This window comes from Paraburkholderia sp. IMGN_8, from assembly GCF_038050405.1.
GTDB lineage: Bacteria > Pseudomonadota > Gammaproteobacteria > Burkholderiales > Burkholderiaceae > Paraburkholderia.
Window position 1 is genome coordinate 2,295,716 of the sequence record NZ_CP150901.1, and the last position, 19,135, is coordinate 2,314,850.

General features: G+C 62.6%; 18 protein-coding genes. 10 read left to right on the forward strand and 8 right to left on the reverse strand.

Features of this window, described 5'->3' with window-relative positions; all coding sequences use genetic code 11:
- Window positions 1-100: 100 nt before the first annotated feature.
- The gene (locus WN982_RS31360) at window positions 101-733 is read right to left on the reverse strand and encodes a C39 family peptidase (RefSeq protein ID WP_341315923.1); all 633 of its coding nucleotides are present in this window, start codon (window positions 731-733) and stop codon (window positions 101-103) included.
- 339 nt (window positions 734-1,072) lie between these two features.
- Between WN982_RS31360 and WN982_RS31365 the strand changes: the two genes are divergently transcribed.
- The 3 genes from WN982_RS31365 to WN982_RS31375 all read left to right on the forward strand — a co-directional run bounded on the left by WN982_RS31365 (window position 1,073) and on the right by WN982_RS31375 (window position 3,886).
- Window positions 1,073-1,327 carry a helix-turn-helix domain-containing protein gene (locus WN982_RS31365; protein WP_341315924.1) on the forward strand — a complete coding sequence of 85 codons (255 nt, stop codon included), beginning with the start codon at window positions 1,073-1,075 and terminating at the stop codon, window positions 1,325-1,327.
- 2 nt (window positions 1,328-1,329) lie between these two features.
- The gene (locus WN982_RS31370) at window positions 1,330-2,670 is read left to right on the forward strand and encodes a type II toxin-antitoxin system HipA family toxin (protein ID WP_341315925.1); all 1,341 of its coding nucleotides are present in this window, start codon (window positions 1,330-1,332) and stop codon (window positions 2,668-2,670) included.
- Between the two features lie 361 nt (window positions 2,671-3,031).
- On the forward strand, window positions 3,032-3,886 hold the full coding sequence (locus tag WN982_RS31375) for a helix-turn-helix domain-containing protein (protein ID WP_341315926.1): 855 nt from the start codon (window positions 3,032-3,034) through the stop codon (window positions 3,884-3,886).
- Between the two features lie 72 nt (window positions 3,887-3,958).
- On the opposite strand, the gene WN982_RS31380 is transcribed toward WN982_RS31375, so the two are convergent.
- The 4 genes from WN982_RS31380 to WN982_RS31395 form a co-directional block, all read right to left on the reverse strand.
- A complete protein-coding gene (locus WN982_RS31380; protein WP_341315927.1) occupies window positions 3,959-5,824 on the reverse strand; it encodes an ATP-binding protein in 1,866 nt (621 codons plus the stop codon).
- Window positions 5,794-6,312, reverse strand: a complete 519-nt coding sequence (locus WN982_RS31385) for a molybdopterin-dependent oxidoreductase (protein ID WP_341319478.1) — start codon at window positions 6,310-6,312, stop codon at window positions 5,794-5,796. The genes WN982_RS31380 and WN982_RS31385 overlap by 31 nt, the downstream gene beginning before the upstream one ends.
- Window positions 6,312-6,611: a hypothetical protein gene (locus tag WN982_RS31390; RefSeq protein ID WP_341315928.1), complete on the reverse strand. Its 300-nt coding sequence runs from the start codon at window positions 6,609-6,611 to the stop codon at window positions 6,312-6,314. Before WN982_RS31390 ends, WN982_RS31385 begins: the two co-directional genes overlap by 1 nt.
- 228 nt (window positions 6,612-6,839) lie before the next feature.
- Entirely contained in the window at window positions 6,840-8,507 is a 1,668-nt protein-coding gene (locus tag WN982_RS31395; RefSeq protein ID WP_341315929.1) for an ATP-binding domain-containing protein, read from the reverse strand.
- Window positions 8,508-8,722: 215 nt separating this feature from the next.
- On the opposite strand from WN982_RS31395, the gene WN982_RS31400 reads away from it, so the two are divergent.
- Window positions 8,723-9,349 (forward strand): glutathione S-transferase, encoded by a 627-nt coding sequence (locus WN982_RS31400; RefSeq protein WP_341315930.1) that lies wholly within the window; start codon window positions 8,723-8,725, stop codon window positions 9,347-9,349.
- A gap of 86 nt (window positions 9,350-9,435) precedes the next feature.
- Window positions 9,436-10,008, forward strand: coding sequence for a Fur family transcriptional regulator (locus WN982_RS31405; protein ID WP_341315931.1), 573 nt, complete (start codon window positions 9,436-9,438; stop codon window positions 10,006-10,008).
- Between the two features lie 61 nt (window positions 10,009-10,069).
- On the opposite strand, the gene WN982_RS31410 is transcribed toward WN982_RS31405, so the two are convergent.
- Window positions 10,070-10,588, reverse strand: coding sequence for a response regulator (locus tag WN982_RS31410; protein WP_341315932.1), 519 nt, complete (start codon window positions 10,586-10,588; stop codon window positions 10,070-10,072).
- A gap of 329 nt (window positions 10,589-10,917) precedes the next feature.
- Between WN982_RS31410 and WN982_RS31415 the strand changes: the two genes are divergently transcribed.
- Window positions 10,918-11,637 (forward strand): ribonuclease activity regulator RraA, encoded by a 720-nt coding sequence (locus tag WN982_RS31415; RefSeq protein ID WP_341315933.1) that lies wholly within the window; start codon window positions 10,918-10,920, stop codon window positions 11,635-11,637.
- A 128-nt stretch (window positions 11,638-11,765) separates the two neighbouring features.
- Here WN982_RS31415 and WN982_RS31420 read toward each other — a convergent pair whose 3' ends face one another.
- On the reverse strand, window positions 11,766-12,470 hold the full coding sequence (locus WN982_RS31420; RefSeq protein WP_341315934.1) for a TetR/AcrR family transcriptional regulator: 705 nt from the start codon (window positions 12,468-12,470) through the stop codon (window positions 11,766-11,768).
- A gap of 76 nt (window positions 12,471-12,546) precedes the next feature.
- Between WN982_RS31420 and WN982_RS31425 the strand changes: the two genes are divergently transcribed.
- From WN982_RS31425 to WN982_RS31435, 3 genes are all read left to right on the forward strand, one after another.
- Complete coding sequence (locus tag WN982_RS31425) at window positions 12,547-14,058, forward strand: MDR family MFS transporter (protein ID WP_341315935.1); 1,512 nt, start codon at window positions 12,547-12,549, stop codon at window positions 14,056-14,058.
- 413 nt (window positions 14,059-14,471) lie between these two features.
- A complete protein-coding gene (locus tag WN982_RS31430; RefSeq protein WP_341315936.1) occupies window positions 14,472-15,614 on the forward strand; it encodes a hypothetical protein in 1,143 nt (380 codons plus the stop codon).
- Between the two features lie 193 nt (window positions 15,615-15,807).
- A complete protein-coding gene (locus WN982_RS31435; protein WP_341315937.1) occupies window positions 15,808-16,887 on the forward strand; it encodes a TAXI family TRAP transporter solute-binding subunit in 1,080 nt (359 codons plus the stop codon).
- A 113-nt stretch (window positions 16,888-17,000) separates the two neighbouring features.
- On the opposite strand, the gene WN982_RS31440 is transcribed toward WN982_RS31435, so the two are convergent.
- Window positions 17,001-17,942, reverse strand: coding sequence for a LysR family transcriptional regulator (locus tag WN982_RS31440; protein WP_341315938.1), 942 nt, complete (start codon window positions 17,940-17,942; stop codon window positions 17,001-17,003).
- A 31-nt stretch (window positions 17,943-17,973) separates the two neighbouring features.
- Between WN982_RS31440 and WN982_RS31445 the strand changes: the two genes are divergently transcribed.
- Window positions 17,974-18,888 carry an SDR family oxidoreductase gene (locus WN982_RS31445; RefSeq protein WP_341315939.1) on the forward strand — a complete coding sequence of 305 codons (915 nt, stop codon included), beginning with the start codon at window positions 17,974-17,976 and terminating at the stop codon, window positions 18,886-18,888.
- The last annotated feature ends 247 nt before the right edge of the window (window positions 18,889-19,135 follow it).

The following is a 19,135-nucleotide window of genomic DNA, read 5'->3' on the forward strand; positions in this document are numbered from 1 at the left end:
GCGTGGACAATGGAAAGGCAATGAAAAACGTCAGCAAATGAACGCTGTCGCGGCAGGCGAAAGCGTAGCGGGCATTCAAGCCGGATCCCGGCCCGCTCGTTTAGCGCGCGCCTCGGGTAAGCGTCATGCCGCGCCCAGCGTAAAAACGCGCCATCGTCGCGAACGGCAGATACATATCCGCCTGGTGCGGCGCGACGCCCGACGGGTTGTGAAACCACACGCCGCCACTGTCACGCCCGTGCAGCAAAATCAGATGCCCGCCCTGGCGCTGATTCGGCCGTTCGGGATAGCGGATCTCCGGGCTCACGGAGACGATCGTCAGCGTGTCGCCGTCGATGCGCGCGGCGATCTCTTCGAGCGGCGCCTGCGGCAACACCTCGACCTGAATGCCGAACGCCCCGCCGATCCAGTCGGCGAACGGCCGGTAGATCAAACCGTCGACACCGCCGTCGTCGCGCATCCGGTACACACCGTGGCGCAACGCTTCATCGAGCAACGCCGCACGCGGCGCGTGTTCGATGCGCCAGTAATCGAGCGCGGATTCGAGGCATGTCAGGCCGCACAGGCGCCGGGCCCAGAACCGGTAACGCTCCGGCTCGGTGAAACCGCTGCGCTGCCAACCGGGATCGTCGCACGGGTCGGCCTGTTGCTCGACAATGTGGCGCACCCATTCAGGGCTGCCCCATTGCGTGTAGTACGGCACCTCGGTGTGGCGTAGCGTCGGTTCGTTCATGAGTCGTCGCGCGTGAAAGTCGCGTGCAGCGGGTAAGTCGTGGTCATCGGGCGGGCGGGTTTTAAGTGTGAGCATAATCTTCGCAGGCGGCTCGTTTGTCTGCAATGCCGCCACGCCTAACGAACCGGACGGTGACGGTTTTGGCGCTGACGGGCGGCGGGCGCGATACGCTTCTTACAGCCAATGCAGGTCAATGCAAGTGAGCGGCATTTATTCGTATCACAGATAATTGCCGTTTATTTGCCAGACAGATATTTCGCAAATATCTGTCACACGTATATTTGACAAATATGTGTGTGACGAATAAAGTGCATTTATTCGTCTCGCGGATAATTTGCCATGATTCACCTCGTCGCCACGCCGGACCAGATGGCCCAGCTGCTCGTCGCCGGCCGGCGCCAGGCCGGCCTCACTCAGGCGGAAGCCGCCGCGCGGATCGGCGTCAGCCAGAGCCGCATCTCGGCGCTGGAAACCGATGCCGCCGCCCTCACCCTTGTCCAATTGCTGGCGTTGTGCGGCGCCTACGGCCTGCAATTGCAGGTGCGCGACAAGATCCAGCCGGCGCCTGAGCCAGCGCCTTTGGTCGAGTGGTAAGCATGGGCCGCCAAACCCATTCGCGGGCGCTCTCGGTGTGGGCCAACGGCGAGCGCGTCGGCGCCTGGCGCATTCCCACCCGCGGTTCCATGGAGTTCGCCTACGATCCCGCCTGGGTCGCATCGCCCGCGGGCCGCCCGCTGTCGCTGTCGCTGCCGTTCACGCCCAGCAACATCGCGCTCAAAGGTGCGCGGGTGCTGAATTATTTCGACAATCTGCTGCCGGACAGCGAGGCCATCAGAAAGCGCATCGCCCAACGCTATCAGACCGATACGCTGGACGCCTTCGATCTGCTGCAAGCCATCGGCCGCGATTGCGTGGGCGCAGTCCAGCTGCTCGCCGAAGACGACGCACCGGCCGGCGTCGAGCGGATCGAAGGCACGCCGCTTTCCGACAGCGAGATCGAAACCATGCTGGCGCGCACTGTCGGCAATCCGGCGCTCGGCGCACACGAGGAGGCGGACGATTTCCGCATCTCGCTCGCCGGCGCACAGGAGAAAACCGCACTGTTATGGCACGAGGGTAAGTGGCAACGGCCGCATGGCGCCACGCCCACCACCCATATTTTCAAGCTGCCGCTCGGGCTGGTCGGCAACAGGCTGGCCGACCTCAGCACCTCGGTCGAAAACGAATGGCTGTGTCTGCGGATTCTGCGCGCCTATGGCCTGCCGGTCGCGAACACCGAGATCATGACCTTCGGCAAGCAGCGGGTGCTGAGCGTCGAACGCTTCGACCGGCAATTGCATTCGAGCGGGCAATGGTTGCTGCGCCTGCCGCAGGAAGATTTTTGCCAGGTGTACGGCGTGCCGTCGCACCGCAAATACGAAAACGAAGGCGGCCCGGGTGTGCTGGACCTCGCACGGATTCTCCAGCAATCGGTTACCGCGCAGCAGGACATCGAAACGCTGCTGGCAAGCCAGATCCTGTTCTGGCTGCTGGCGGCGCCGGACGGTCACGCGAAGAACTTCAGCATTCGCCTGTTGCCGGGCGGACAGTACCGCCTGACGCCGCTTTACGACGTGATGTCGATCTGGCCGGTGGAAGGCAACGGCCCGAACCAGTGGTCATGGTTCAAGGCCAAGCTCGCCATGGGAATGTGGTCGAGGAGCAAACACGACGCGTTCCGCGACGTGCAGCGGCGTCACTTCAATACGATGGCGCTGAAGTGCTCATACGGTGCGAACGCCGAGCCGCTGATCCAGCGGCTGATCGAACAGACGCCGGAGGTGATCGAGCGAGTCTCGGCCGAATTGCCCGAACGGTTCCCGGGCAAAGTCGCCGAGCGCATCTTCAAAGGCCTGAAAAACTCGGCGGCCAAACTCGACAAAATGCCCGCGGCATAAAGTGATGAATGGGTGATGCGCGCGGCGGCGCGTCCTCGTTCCAGCGCGCCGCCGCACCTGACCGGACAAACCCGACATATTTCTCTGCAGATCAGATGCGGCGAGGTTTCATCGGTAAAATGCATTTGATGCTGAATGCATAAATGAATGTATAAACGAATCGCCGAACGTGTCCATGTCGAACCCCGCAATGACCGGCCGGTGACGGTCATGCAAAATTGCAGACCGCGATATTTTTTACGGTACATTTGCTGTCCCCCGCGTAGCCTCGCCCATGCATGGCAAACGTTCATGGCGGTGCTTCGCGTGTCGTATAGCGTTCCCTACAGCCACCCTTTAAGACGGCGGATTTTCACGCAGTATGGCCAACGAAACAAACTCACCTGACTCCATGGCAGTCGCCGAGCGTGTGCGCGAGTTGATGAGCCGGCATGGCATCGGCAAACGGCAGCAAACCACGGAGTTGTGCCGCATCCTCGATCTGAGTTTTTCGCAGGGGCACCGCAAGCTGCGCGGCAACAGTCCGTGGACCCTGTCACAGATAAAGAAGGTCGCCGAGGTGTTCGGCGAACCCGCGGCGCAGCTGTTCGGCGCACAGTCGCTCGATCCCGGCATGGTCGGCGCGATCGCTCAGGAAGCGGTGTTCAGCATCGGTGCGATCGAGCTGGCCTGCACCGCGTGGGTCGGCGCCGCACTCGAACCCGGCAGCCGTCCGGAATTTGTCGCGTACTCGAAGCTCGGCCAATGGCGCGTCACGCGTCACGACGGCACGCTTTACCAAAGCGCGTACGAAGTCCACAAGATTGAGATCTATCCGCGCCGCGCCGAGACCGACAAGCCGACCATCGCCGTGGTCGACGACGATCAGGCCTCGGCGGACAACTTGCGCGACTACCTGGAGCGCAGCGGCTTCACTGCGGTGGCGATCTACGGCCTCGCGGCATTCGCGGAGCAACTGCAAACGCAGATCTTCGACGGCGTGGTGATCGACTGGTTGTTCGGCTCGCAAACGTCCGCAGCGGCGATTCGCGCGGTGCGCGCGTCGGAAAATCCGGACGCGCCGATTTTCGTGCTGACCGGCGAATTGCTGACCGGCAAGGCCAGCGAATCGGAGATCAGCCAGGTGATCCGCAACTACGACGTCGCCTGCTATGAGAAGCCGGCGCGTATGGCGATCCTGGTCGCCGATCTGTCCAAACGGCTCAACCGGCCCTGACGCGCCGGCAAGTGGCGCTGGACGCGCTGTGTTTTCCACCCGCGCCCACGTCCATGCCGCCCACTCGCCGTATCAAACCCTATGCCGCGAAGCCAACGCACGCTGCAACGCGTTGCGCAGTTCCTCGTAATGTACTGGCTTTAATAACGCTTCGAAAAACGGCTGTGATCCGGCCGTTCCGCCCTCACCCCGGCCGGCCGTTGCACCCACCGTACCCGGCTCCGGCGCATAGGCGCTGACCACGATCACCGGCACACCCGTCGACGGCCCGCCGCGCGCGGCGAATTCCGCGAGAAAGGTATAGCCGTCGCGCCCCGGCATATGCAAATCGAGCAACACCACGTCGCAGCGCCGCGCATCGAGCCACGCAAGCGCATCGTCGGCGTTGGCGACGGCGTGCGCGTCGATCTCCATGTGCGCGACCATTTCGCTGAGCGACTCGCGAATCAGCCGGTTGTCGTCGACGATCAGCACGCATGGCCGCGCGCCGCCCGGCTCGGCGTGCGCCGCCACGTCGGACGGCGCGGCGGCAGCGACCGGCGTGACCGGAATCGTCACCGTGAAGGTCGTGCCCTCGCCTACCGTGCTGGCCACGTCGACCGTGCCGCCGAACAGCCTGACCAGCCCCTGCACGATCGTCAGTCCCATGCCCGCGCCCTCGAAGCGGCGCGTGCGCGACGCATCCAGCTGCGTGAACTCCTGGAAGATCAGCGGAATCTGCGCGCGCGGCACGCCCGGCCCCGTATCGCTGACCACGAAGATCAGCGCCGTCGGCTGTTGCTTCAATTGCACGCGCGCCGTGCCGGTTTCGGTGTAGCGGATCGCGTTGGTGACCAGGTTGTTGACGATCTGACGGATGCGGTGCGGATCGGAATCGACAAGACCGGTTGCACCGCTCGCCTCGCTTTCGAGCTTCAGCCCGCGCGCGGCAGCGGACATCGCATGCTCGTCGACAATCGACGTCAGCAGCTCGCGCGGCTCGAAATGTTCGTGGCGCAATTCGAGCTTGCCGGCGCCGAGGCGCGCATAATCGGTCAGGTCTTTCATCTGCGCTTCCAGATGACGCGCCGCGGTTTCGAGCCGCTGGATCACCTTGCGGTCAGCCTCGGAATGAAAGTTGAAGCCAAGCAATTCGATCGACGACACGATCGCGTGCAACGGCGTGCGCAGTTCGTGACTGATCATGCCGAGAAACGCATCCTTCGCGAGACTCGCCTCGCGCGCGGCGCGGCTCGCCTGGTGCTCCGCTTCGAGCGCCGCATGCTGCTGATGCATCAGCCGCGTGCGGCGGCGGCCGTTGAGGACCAGCAGCAGGGTCGCGGCCGCCGACAGCAACAGCAGCAACAGTCCGCTGGCAAACAGCATGCGGCGCTTGCTGATGAAATCGCGGTTCATCGCTTCGCGGTCCGCCACATCCGCGATACGGCGGCTCAACGCGAGATCGTTGATCTCGTTCCAGTGCGCACGCAACGCCGCGACGATCTGGTTGGCGCGTCCGCGGTCCTGCGGCAATGCATCGACCTCAGGCCCGATACCGCCCAGCAGATGATCGAGCGACTGGATTTCGTCCACTTGCCGTTGCAGCAGCGCGAGCTGGGTGGACAGCTGGCGCGTCGAACCGGCCATCACGTGCAGCTTCGATTGCAGCAACTGGTAGCGCAACACCAGCCGCGGATAGTCGTCGTCGGCGCCCGACTGGTACAGCAGCAACTGGTTCTCGAAGCGGGCGTAGGCAATCTGCAATTGCGCGGCGTCCCAGTAGAAGCCGTCGTAAGTGCCGGCCAACTGTTCGGTGACGCGCGGATTGAACAGGTTCGCGTACAACAGGTAGCCGATCGCGCCGGCCGGCGCTGCGAGCGCGGTCAACCAGATCAGTACATAGAGGAAACTGCGCAAGGGACTGCGCGCTATTTGACGATGAGAGCCTTGATCTGCCATACGAATTTCGAGTCGCTCGAGGCGCCCGCCAGATCTGCGGGGAACGCGTCGCGCGGATAGATAAGAAACAGCGGCCCGAAGTCGCTGATCTTCAGACGCTGCCCGTTCATGCTGTATGCAACGACCACGCCGTAGCGATCGCAGTCCGACACCGGCACGGTGTACGTATAGTCGTCGAGCGTATGGATCTCGACTTCGCTGCCGTACGCGCCGACCGTCTTCAGGATATCCGCCAGCAGCGGCCCTGTGAAGGTGGAGCGCGGCGTCCAGGTGGTCGAGGTCGTAATCGAATGGACCGGCAGCGCGAGCAGTTGCGCCTCGGTGAAGTGATACACCCCGTGCGACGCATCGGTTGTCTTGCCGATTTTACCCGTCACGTCGAGCGCTAACGACTGCGCCTGCGCGCCCCATGCGGCCAGTGCGAAAATCAGGCCCATCGCCCAGTACGCGCTTTTCCTGCCGACCATCCCCGCGGTCATCTTGGTCATCATCTTTCTTGTTCCGTTGTTATTTGCTTTTTGCGGGCGGCTTCGCACTGTATCGACTCTCGCCGATTCACCGCGCTTGCCGCCTTTTGCTTGCCGCCTTTTGCTTGCCGCCTTTTGCTTGCCGCCTTTTGCTTGCCGCCTTTTGCTTGCCGCCTTTTGCTTGCCGCCTTTTGCTTGCCGCCTTTTGCTTGCCGCCTTTTGCTTGCCGCCTTTTCCCAGACCGCTTCGCCGCGTTTCGAGGCGTGCCCCGTCCGGCGACGCGCGTCAGCCCCGACGCGCGATCTTTGAACCGCATGCATAATATCGCCAAATTTCCGTGTCTCAAAAACGGGGCGTGCGGCCGCGCTGCTGCGCGCCGTTCGCCGTCACCGTGACACCCGCCACACGCTGGCAACACGATGCAACAAGAGTCATGAACAAGCCGGAAGCGCCGCTGTTGCGGGTGATCTGGTGGGACGCGCACACGCAAACCGGCACACTGGTCAACGCGCGCGCGTGGAACTGAGCGGGCCCTACGCTTCTTTCGCTTATTTAACTTCTTTGTCGCGCAGATGCAGATGCCGCGCGGCCCGCTGCGATGCGACGATGATCAGCTTCATCGTCGCGCGCGTGGCGCCGACGAACAGCTTGCGTGCGATCCGCTCGTCGAAGGTATCGAAGTCGACCTCGGTGAGAATCACGCACGGCGCCGCCTGGCCCTTGAAGCGGTAGATCGACTCGAACAGCACGTCGCCTTCGCGATACTCCGGGTTGCCGAACAGATCGTACTTGCCGGTGAAACTGCGCAGCCGGTGCGGCCCGAGGTGATCCTGCGCGGTCATCGCCGAGCCTTCGCGGCCGCGAAACGACAGCACAGCGATGTCCTGCTTGCGAAAGCCGAGTGACAGCGCCTGCGTGATCGCGCGCTTGGTGGCGTCGATGCTGCCTTCGGCGGCGTTCGCTTCGTCATAGACGGACAGCGAAATATCCGAGCCGTCGAACGGACTGCCCGACGCGAGACCCGCCGCGACCGGCACCGATGCGCCGACCACGTCGCGCACGTAGTCGAGAATGTCGCGCGGACTGCGATAGTTGGTGGTCTCTTGCAGCGTGGTCCAGCCGGGCAAGGCGACCGGCTCGCGCATATACAGATTCTGCAACGGGTCTTCCAGCCACCACCACGCGCCGCCGAGCCGCAACAGACGCTCGAGCGCGGCCACCCAGGGCTGCTGGAAATCCTGCCCTTCGTCGACGATCAGCACGTCGAACTGCCAGCGCGCGTCGATCGGCGTTTCGGCAAAAATCGTTTCAAGCTGATTGAACACGTCGCCGGACTGGAAATCCGGCTCGCGGCCCGCGCTGCGAGCGATCCAGTCGCACAGTTGGTGATAGTTCGCCACCTTCGCCTCGGGCGGCGCGACCCGCGCGATGTGATCCGCCAGCGGCCGGTTGAAGCACACGTAGAGCGGCCGCTGCCCGCGCGCCACCGCGTCCTTCATGACCTGCACCGCCAGTTGGGTCTTGCCGGAACCGGCCGTGCCGATCACGCGCAACCGGAACGGCGCGAACTCGAGCCGCCGCGCCCAGGTCGCGAGACCGCCGGCCAGCCGCGTGACGAGCGTGCCGGCCTGCCCGACCAGTGCGCTGGTGTCGGGCGTGAGGGCGAGTTCGTCGGCGAGAAAATGGTGGATCTTCGGCGCGCAGGCGAGGCGCGGCTCGTCCGCTGGCAACGCGTCCCGAATGATCGCCGCGAGCCGGTCGCGGCGCGGCGCGTCGACGATGCGCGCGGGGTTCACGCCGGCAATCGCCGCATCCTTGACGATGTGGTCCGGGCAATACAGCAACTCTTCGATGAAATAGGTCCCCGCGCCGAACGCCGCGGTAAAGCGCCGGTGCATCCCCTCGACGGTGTGCGCGAGCGCGATCGCCACGTTGCGTTCCGTCTGCAGGTAGACCTTGACGAGCCCCTTCGGCGTTTCGCGCAGGAAGCCGGTTTTCTGCTCGACGATCATCACGCGCCCCGACGGGCTGACGATCACGAAGTCGGCCTCGCCGAACACCGAGAAGTTCTGGTTCAGCCGGGTCCAGTGCACGCCGTGATAGACGGTGTAATCGTACGGTAAGGCTTCTTCCAGCAATGCGAGGGTTTCGCGTTCGCGTGCCGCCGCGCCGGTGGCGGCGAGGCTCTTCCAGTCGTCGGGGACAATGCGGGCCATGCGGTGCCTCGTCAGATTCAGGTGGGCTCATTGTACGCAACGCGCGCGCCTTGCCGGCACAGCGAATTACACCGGGCCCAGCAGGGCGGATTGCGGCCCGACGCGGCCCTAAGCGCCCCTAAGCGGCGCAAAGCCGTCCGCATCGTGTATCGTTACCGGTTGAACGCCGCGCGCCGTGCGTGGCTTGCGAACTGTAAGAAAAAAGGATTTACCGGATGATTACGATCTGGGGCCGCGCCAATTCGGTCAACGTTCAAAAAGTCTTGTGGTGTTGCGACGAACTGGTGCTGTCGTACGAGCGCATCGACGCAGGCCTGCAGTTCGGCCGCAACAACGAACCCGAGTATCTCGCGATGAACCCTACGGCCAAGATACCGACACTGGTCGACGACGACTTCGTGCTGTGGGAATCGAACTCGATTTTGCGTTATCTGGTGCAGCAATATGGGGAATCGAGCCCCCTGTACCCGTCCGAGCCGAAGCTGCGCGCGAGCATCGACCGCTGGCTCGACTGGTCGCTGACCACGCTGCAACCCGCCGAGCGCCCGGTGTTCTGGACCCTCGTGCGCACGCCGGCCGCCGAACGCGATGCCGTCAAACTCGCGGCCGATGCCGACGCGGTCGCCTTGCTTTGGCGACTGCTCGACACGCATCTGCAAGGCCGTTTCTTCCTCGAAGGCGAGAGGTTCACGCTGGCCGACATCGTGATCGGTGCGTACGCGAAACGCTGGTTCGGGCTGGACGGTATCGAACGCCCCGCGCTGCCGAATCTGGAGCGCTGGTATTCGCGGCTTGCAACGCGCCCGGGATTCAAGAAATACATCGACTTCCCGTTGACCTGAACCTAGCTGAGCCCGCGTGCGGGCGGCCGCCATCGCCATACTGCCGTGCTGTCACAGCCAGGCGCGATGGCCTTTATAATCGACGCATGAAGACCGCCAAGCCCGCCGCGACCGCCGACAAAGTCACACCCGCCACCGCCGCTCATCATGAGCATGGGCACACGCACGGCGATTCGCAGGAGGCCGCTCTGGTGCTGGCTGAAGAATATTGCCGCGAGCGCGGCGAGAAGCTCACGCCGATCCGCCGCAAGGTGCTGGAATTGCTGCTGAATTCCGGGCGCGCCACCAAGGCTTACTCGCTGCTCGACGACATGCGGCAGATTCATCCCGGCTCGGCGCCGCCCACGGTTTATCGGGCGCTCGATTTTCTGCTGTCGGCGGGGCTCGTGCATCGGATCGAATCGATCAACGCGTTCACCGTCTGCCACGATCTGACGCAATGCCAGCACGGCATTCTGGTGGTTTGCCAGCAATGCGGCAACGTCACTGAATTGCACCAGCCCAAGCTGCGTCAGGCGCTCGTCGCGCAAATCGAAGACGCCGGCTACCGCCTTGCCAGCGATGAAATCGAATTGAAGGGATTGTGTTCCGCCTGTCAGGCAGCGGAAGCCGCAGCCGCAGCGGCTGGTTCGGCGACGCCGGTGGCCGCCGCCAAATAAGCGGCGGTATTTCCGGCCGCGGTTTCCAGCGTCAGGGCACTGGAATTGGCCGCGAAGCTGATCAGCCCGCCGCGCGGGCGTCGATCGCGTCGTGCAGCAGCGTCACGAGGGCTTCCGGCAAAGCCGGTTTGGTCATGAAATGCTGGAACCCTTCGCCGATGCTGCGCAGACGGTAAGCGTCGTCAGTGTGGCCAGTGAGCGCCACGGCGACCGAGGGCGCGAGATCGCCGCGAATCTCGTGATCGCGCAGCCGCTGGATCAGATAGAACCCGTCCATGGCCGGCAATTCGAGGTCGCACACCACGGCGTCGGGCAACACCCGCAGCGCCGCTTCCACGCCCTCTTCCGCATCCGCCACCGCGACGACATGCGCGCCCTCTCCTTCGAGTAACAGCGTCAGCGATTCCCGGCTATCCGGGTCGTCTTCGACGAGCACGATCGTGGCCTGATCGAGTCTCAATGCTCCGTTCATTTTCCGTTGTTGCTCAAAAAAACCGGTTAGGCCGTCAGACGCGGCCAGGGTATTGCTCTGCTGTTGCTGCTTACCGCCGCATTGGGCGGCTGCCGTATTGCCGTTCATGATTCCGACTCGCTTTCACGCAGCGAGTTGCACGCAGTGGCCGCTATTGTAAAACATGGCCTGAGCGCAACACGGTGCGCACACTAACGCGCCAAAAAGGCACGTCGATGAAATCCACATTCACTCGTCAGCCAGCACATTGCGTGCCTCGCCGGTTTCACACCGGCGGCAGCTTGCCTATATGCCTGCAGGAAGCCGGTAACGCCACCTGCTAACTGCGGCGCTATCATCGCGTCTGCAAACCCGCATCGGCCGCGTCCAGCCGCTGCGGTGCAGCACGCAATGCAATTGCCACCTTTCCGCTCTCCCAGCCAAGGCCGCCCGACACCATGTCCGATCTCGATTCCGCGACGCTCGAAGCGCTCCGCCATGTCAGCACCGCCACATTGACCACCCAGCTATTCAAACGCGGCTTGCGCAATACCTTCATGCAAGGCGTCGCGCCACTCGCCGCGCATAACGGCGCGAATCTGGTGGGACCTGCGTTCACGTTGCGCAATATTCCGTCGCGTGAAGACATCGACGTGCTCGAACTGTTTGCCAATCCCGAGTACGCGCAGCGCAAATGCGTCGAGACGATTCCGGCCGGCCATGTGCTCGTGCAGGATTGCCGCGGCGAGCGCGGCAGCGCGTCGTTCGGCTCGATACTCACGCAACGATTGCAGGTACGCGGCGTGGCCGGCATGGTGTCCGACGGCCCGGTGCGCGACAGCACGACGATCGCCGCGCTCGGCATCCCTGTGTTCTGCGCGGGCGCCAGCGCGCCGCCGAATCTGATTCGCCACCATGCGGTCGATATCAATGTGCCGATCGGTTGCGGCGGCGTAGCCGTGTTTCCCGGCGATGTGATCGTCGGCGACGCGGACGGCGTGGTGGTGATCCCGCGTGAGATGGCCGCCGAAGTCGCGCAAGCCGCTGTCGAGCAGGAGCAACTCGAAGTATTTCTTACCGAACGTATTCGCGAAGGCGCGGCACTGCCCGGCACGTATCCGCCGAACGACACGACGAAAGCGGCTTACGAGGTGTGGAAAAAAAGTCGCGGCGCCTGAGTGCTACGGTTCACTTCTGCGGCGCCGCGCGCCGTGTGAATTGGCACGGCATGTAAAAAGTAAAAAAACCCCCCCGGCATTTACCGGGGTTCGCTGAGGCTCGCACACCCCGCTCCGAGCGCAAACGACTATCGCTGCGGCCTGATGCCGTACGTCAGCAATGCCACCGCATGCCGCGCGATTTCTTCGCCGCCGATATTGCGCCGCACCGGATCATCGCGCCACAGCTTGGAAGTGGCCAACGGCAAAATCGTCAGGCCGAGCAAGCTGACAAACACCAGCGACGGCTCCAGCCCAGCATTCAGCAGCCCTTCCTTTTGCCAGCGCGCGATAGATGACAACGCCGCCTTCTGATGCGCGTCGCCGAACCGTTCGTGCATGCGCTGCCGCAACAAGCCGCCGTCGCTGATCACTTCGCGCACCCACAGCGACGGAAACCACGGATGGTCGGCCGCCACCTGCACGAGCCGCTGCGCAAGCTGCGTGATTGCCGCTACCGGATCGTCGGGATTTTCCTGGAATGGAACGCCCAGTGCCGCGCGCAGCGGGACGAAACGCTCGTCGATCAGCACGTCGAGCAGTTGATCGCGCGTCTTGAAGTAGTAATGCACCATCGCCGGCGTGAAACCTGCCTCGCGGGCGATCGCCCCGAGCGTGGTGTCGACAATGCCCTGCCTCGCGAACAGCGCCAGCGCGGCGTCCAGCAAGCGGCTACGCTGCTCCGGACCGCGCGCCGCGCCTGAAGGCCGGCCGGGCCGGCGCGCGGGCGCGCTTTTCAACCCAAGCTCGTTGGACAGGTCTTCGGACGGCTCATTGTGCGGATTACTGGCCATTACTTTCGATTTGACGACTGAAGAGATGTCGCATATATTAATTTCCAAATTAATTAATTTCAACGCAGTGGTGCCCATGGATCAATCTACAACGACTCAACCTGCCGAACTGACGAGCGCGAGCGATCATCCGCCGATCCGTCTGCTGTTTCCGGCACTGCTGCTCGTCATGCTGCTCGCCGCGCTCGATCAGACCATCGTCTCGACCGCGCTGCCGACCATCGTCGGCGAGTTGGGCGGCCTGAACAATCTGTCATGGGTGGTGACCGCCTACCTGCTCAGCTCGACCATCGTCGTGCCGCTGTACGGCAAATTCGGCGATCTGTTCGGCCGCAAGATCGTGTTGCAAACGGCGATCGTGTTGTTCCTCGCCGGCTCGGCGCTGTGCGGCATCGCGCAGGACATGACCCAGCTGATCATACTGCGCGCGCTGCAAGGACTCGGCGGCGGCGGTCTGCTCGTGGTGACCATGGCCGCCATCGCCGACGTGATTCCGCCGGCCGAACGCGGCCGCTTTCAAGGCGTGTTCGGCGGCGTGTTCGGCCTCGCGACGGTGGTCGGACCGCTGCTCGGCGGCTTCCTCGTCGAGCATCTGAACTGGCGCTGGATTTTCTACATCAACCTGCCGCTCGGCGTGATCTCGCTGGTAGTGATCGGCGCGGTCTTCAAACCGCACGTCCGGCATGTGAAGCACACCATCGACTACATGGGTGCCGCCTTTCTCGCCGGCGCGCTGACCTGCATCATCCTGTTCACGAGCCAGGGCGGCACGATCTTGCCGTGGTCATCGCCGCAATTGTGGCTCATGCTCGGCATGGGACTGGTGGCGATCTGGGGCTTCATCCACGAAGAGCGAACCGCCGTCGAACCGATCATGCCGCTTGAACTCTTCAAACAGCGCACGTTTTTGCTGAGCAGCCTGATCGGCTTCATCGTCGGCGTGTCGATGTTCGGCGCGGTGACGTTCCTGCCGCTGTATTTGCAGGTGGTCAAAGGATCGACGCCGTCGCAAGCCGGCATGCAGATGCTGCCGATGATGGGCGGTTTGTTCGTGATGTCGATGGTGACCGGCCGCGTAATCAGCAAGATCGGCAGGTACCGCATGTTTCCGATCGCGGGCACGTTCCTCGTGGCAGTCGCGATGTTGCTGCTCGCCCGCTTGCAGATCGGCACGCCGATCCATGTGATGTATATCGACATGGGCATTCTCGGTTGCGGGCTCGGCATGGTGATGCAGGTGCTGATTCTCGCCGTGCAGAATAGTGTCGAGTTCAAGCATATGGGCGTGGCCACTTCGGGCGCCACGCTGTTCCGTTCGATCGGCGGCTCGATCGGTGTGGCCGGCTTTGGCGCGGTGTTTTCGAACGGCCTCGCCGCGCGCCTCGAAAAGCTGATTCCGCCCGACACCGAATTGCCGCACGCGCTTGGGCCAACTGCGATCCATCAACTGCCGCAAGCATTGCGCGACGATTATCTGCAGGCGTTTGCCGGCTCGTTGCACACGGTCTATCTGTCGGCGGCGTGCGTGGTGTTGCTCGCTTTCGCACTCGCGTGGTTCCTGAAGGATCATCCGTTGCGCAAGCACTGATCCGTTATCGCGCTATGCCGCCTGGCGCCTGAATCACGAGGTCGAACGCTCCCCGCGTCGACCTCGTTTCGTTTCATCGTCACGATTTCGTCCTACCAATCGCGCCGCCACACCGTCACGCCGCGACTTCACCAGCGCTGTGAAAAAAACCACCTGCCCATTCGTTCTGCCGACATATGCAGTGTTTCGTCGTACCGACAAATGTGTTTTTTCGTATAAAAGGTAGGTGAGAACGTCGATTGACGTTCTCACGGAAACGCCACATATTTAAAGCAGCGGCACCGCATAGCGAGCGCATGCGGCCCAACGCTCTCCAGCGCATGTAGATCGTGATTTACGCGGACATTGCTCCGGCCTCAGCACGATCTGGAACATGCCGTATGGGCATTGTTTCCCACAGGTGGGTCCACAGCATGTCCACCCAGACACTAATCGGCCATAGTTTTCCGACGCCTTGCAAACGCTGTGGCGGCGCGCTGTACCGGCAGGTCGATTACTGCCCATATTGCGGCGCGGCACATCCGCTCGAAGGGGGGCCGCACAAGCGCGTCGAGATTCCCGACAGCCGTGCCGGCGCGATGAACACATCGCCGCAAACGAGCGGCTTCGAATCCACACCGCCGACCGAAACCGGCCACGACGCAGACATCGGCGAGGCCGTTCGTGCCGAGGCCGCGATGCAAGCCCCCATCCTCACCTCGCCTGATGCGCCCATTCCGCCGCTCGCCAACCCGCCGCATTGGGGCAGCGGGCGCAGACCATCGGCGCGGATGATGCTTGTGGGAGGCGCGGCGATCGTCGTAATCGGACTAGCGTATGTCGGCTTTGCACTATTCAGCGACAACCACGAATGGCAGAACAGCACGAGCGACCAGGCCGCCGATACCAATCGGGACGCCACGACGGCGACCGGAACGATCGCGCTATATACACCGGCCACACCGGGTCAGCCGCCTAACCAGGCTAACCAGGCTAACCAGGCCAAGCAAATCAAGCCGGCCAATCCGCCAACGGCCGCTCCGCCGACTGCGGCAATTCCGGCAGCCCCTGTCGTCACTGTAAAACCGCCGGCAGCACCGCAGTTCCGCGATGCCGCGCAAGCCGTGCAAGCGGCGCGTACAGCCCTACGCGCCAACGATCTCTCCACGGCACAAGCGGCGTTGGGCGCGGCGCAAACGCTGCAACCGGACAACGCCGACGCGCAGAGCCTGTTGGGCGAATTGAAGCCATTGGCCGTGCGCCGCGATACCGCGTTGCAGACGGCAAAAGTGTGCGCCGCGCAGCAACTGTGGACGTGCGTGCGTCAACACGCAAACGATGCACTCACGATCGACACCGGCAACCCCACCGCGAAAAACCTTCTCGAGCGCGCGATTCGCGAAACCGGTTGGGCGCCGCTCACCCCGCACGCCTCGATAGGCAGCCCCACGCAAGCGAGGCATCAGCAGGCACAACAGCAAACCCAGCTGCAGTCGCAGCAAGTTCAATTACAAGTGCCGTTGCCCAAGGGCATGCCGGCGGACAGCAGCGCATTGGCGGCCGCGCCAGCTCGATGAAAAATCATACGGATAACGAATTGCATAGCTGTTTGCATGCCCGATTAAACGACTAATCGCACGGCCACTGAGCGGAAACAGACGGACTTTGCATGCGCAACGCACTGAACATGACCTGGCAAAGCGGCTCACCGACGCGTCACTCGCGACGACGCGCAAGCCTGTTCAAACCTGACCGATAGGTAGATAGACCATGCTAAAGAGACTTCTGGCGGGATGGCTGGGGCTGGTGCTGACGGTCATGTTTTCGTTTTCTTTCGCCGAGCCTACGCACTACAAGATCGTCACCGGTCCGGAGCGAGGCACCTATATCCAGATCGGCCAGGATCTGTCGAAATGGGTTGCCGGGCCCGCGGGCATCGATCTCGAAGTAATGGCCTCCAAGGGCTCGGCGGAAAACGTGCAGCGCATGCGCTTCGAGCAAGGTGTGAAACTCGCGCTGGTTCAATCCGACGTGTATCAGGCCTACATCGATATGGCCAACGCGGGCAACGCCGATGCGGGCACTGCAATCCGCCCGTTGCGGCTCATCATGCCGCTGTACGACGAGGAAATTAACGTCGTGGTGCGCGTGGATTCGCCATTGAAAACCTTCGCCGACATCAAGGACAAGTCCATCAGTATCGGCCTGATCGGCAGCGGCACCGCCCAAACAGCGACCACCTTGTATCACCTGATGTTCGGCCAGGCGATTCCGGAACAGAACGTTCAGCATATGAGTAACGAAGACGCGCTGGCAGCCTTGATCGCCAGGAAGGTGGACGTCGCGATCATCGTCGTCGGGCAGCCGGCCAAACTGTTCAACGACATGAACGCCGACCTGCTGCAACAGATCCGCCTTCTCAAGGTCGATCCCGCAGCGCCCGAAACCACCCGTGCAAAGCAGACGTATTTCCCAGCGACGATCCGCGCGAGCAGCTATCCGAACTGGCTGAAAGAAGACGTACCCACGCTCACCGTCAAGGCCTTTCTCGTCACCTATGACTACGGCCTGCGCGATACCGTCGGCAAGCTGAGTCGCTTCGCCGATTCGTTGTGCGCCAACTTCGACAATCTGCAGGAGCACGGGCATCCCAAGTGGAAGCAGGTGAAAATCGAATTGCCGACCCTCGTGCGCGGATGGAAATACTACGGACCGGTCGAAAAGCATTTGCGCGCGTGTCTCGCGAACAAGAGCGCGGTGATCAGCGCGACGGCGCGGGCCACGCAAGCCGCGCAGAAACCGCGCTCCCTCTGCACGGAACAGGAACGCCTGCTTCTGCTGTGCAAATGAGCGCTTCTGCGAGGGCGAGCGTTTTCGGACAACAGCCATTCTTCGCAGCGAACGGTGGCGGCGAAGACGAATCGACGATGATTCGTTTTGCGAAACGTCGATCTCCACCTGCTTCAGCCTGACGCAGCACCGGCGTTCAGATAGACCTCGAGGTCGCCGGATACCGTGGAAAAGCGCTCGACCAGGAAGTCGAGAAGCGCCCGCACACGCGGCGCCATGTAGCGGCTACGTTGATACAGCGCATGCACGGGAACATCCGGCGACCGCCACTCCGGCATCAGGATAGTCAATCGCCCCGCACGCAGATCCGCTCCGATGTCCCAGATCGATTTCATCGCGATGCCGTAACCCGTCACCGCCCACTCGCGCGCGAGCGCACCGTCGTTTGTCTCGCGAGCATTGGTCAGGGGCACGGTATAAGTCTCGACCTCGCCGCCGCGCGTGAAGCGCCATTCGTTCGCAAGCCCGGACGCCGACCCGAGGACGATGCAATCGAAACGCTCCAGATCCTGCGGGCGCTCGGGCACGCCGTGCGTCGCGACATAGTCGGGCGACGCACACAGCACGCGTCGATTGAGCGCGAGGCGTCGCGCGACGAACGAACTGTCCGGGGGCACGCCAAATCGGATGGCAAGGTCAATGTCGTCGTGCAACAGATTCAATAACGAGTCCGACAGCACCACCGCGAAAGTGACCTCCGGATATTGCGCATTGAACTCGTCGAGCCAGTCCTTGAGGACGTGGCGGCCGAAATCCGACGTCGCCGAAATCCGGATCTTTCCGCGCACCACGCTCCGGCCGGCCTGCAGTGCCGCATGAGCGTCGTCAAGGGACTGAAGCGCCTGCTGACAATGCAGCAGATACATCCTGCCCTCGTCCGTGAGCCGCAACTGGCGCGTCGTGCGCTCGAAGAGCCGCGTATGCAAGACCGCCTCCAGTTTGACCAGACGCGCACTCGCGGCCGCAGGTGAAAGTCCGAGCTTGCGCCCCGCCGCCGACAGTCCACCAAGGTTTGCCGCTTCAACAAAAAGCCGGATGTCGCCGAGGTTGTCCACGATACTTCCGCTTTTTTTGAAAATGATTCAAATGGTATCCCAATTATCAAATGGCACCGGGCTGCGCACAATACGTCACATCAGCCTTTTCCCGAAGTCAGATGTCGTGCGCAACACCAATGCAGGTTCATCCCGCAGCAAGGAGCAGAAAATGTTTGTTTATCGCGGCTCGACCGCTTTGATTACCGGAGCATCCAAAGGACTTGGAAAAGTCTTCGCGGAGACCCTTGCCGAACGCGGTATGAACCTGGTGTTAGTCGCCCGGTCAGGCGACGTCTTGCAGGCTCTGGCTGAAGACCTCACTGCCCGGTACGGCGTGCAATCCGTCGCGCTCAACGCCGATCTCGGCAATCCCGATGCAGCCATTCATATCGGTGACGAACTAGAGCGCCGCGGCATTCAGGTGGACCTGCTGGTGAACAATGCGGGGCTGGGTCTGACCGGCAGCTTCCTCTCGCACGATTTCAAGAAAAAACAATCGGAGATCCAGGTCAATGTTCAGGCAGTCGCCGCGCTTAGCCACGTGTTCGGCAGCGGCATGGCAAAACGCGGCAAGGGCGGCATCATCAACCTCGCGTCCAACGCGAGCTTTCAGCCGATCCCTTATATGGCCACCTACGCCGCGACCAAGGCTTTCGTTCTTCACTTCAGCGAGGCGCTGCAATTCGAACTTGCGGGTACCGGCGTTCATGTGATGGCAGCTTGCCCAGGGCCTACGGCAACGAGCTTCTTCGATGGCGTGTCGACCAATGTGTCACCCACAGATATGGACAGCTCGGAATCAGTGGTTCAAAAAACACTCGAGGCCTTCGACGGAAGGAAAGCGGTCGTCTACCCGGGGCGCACAAGCGTGCGAGTCGCTACCTGGTTGTCGCGCCTGCTTCCCAGGGCACTCGTTGTTCGCATCGCCGCGATGGCCAGCGGCAAAATGGGGCTTCACAGCTGAACGCATTGGCTTGCCTCCGAACGGACCTGCACATTTGCCGACAGCGGCCTTTCTGCGAACGCGGCGTGGGTAGCAGAGTACCTCAGCGTCGCTCGTCGTGGCCGGATGTTACGAGCCTCCGTCTGACGTGTTTCGCGAGCATTCGATTATCATTTGACAATCGCATCGCTTGAACGACCCATTAGTTAGATATGACGAATATAGGCAAGACGTTGATAACTGGGGTGCTCCTGGTCGAGTTGGGATT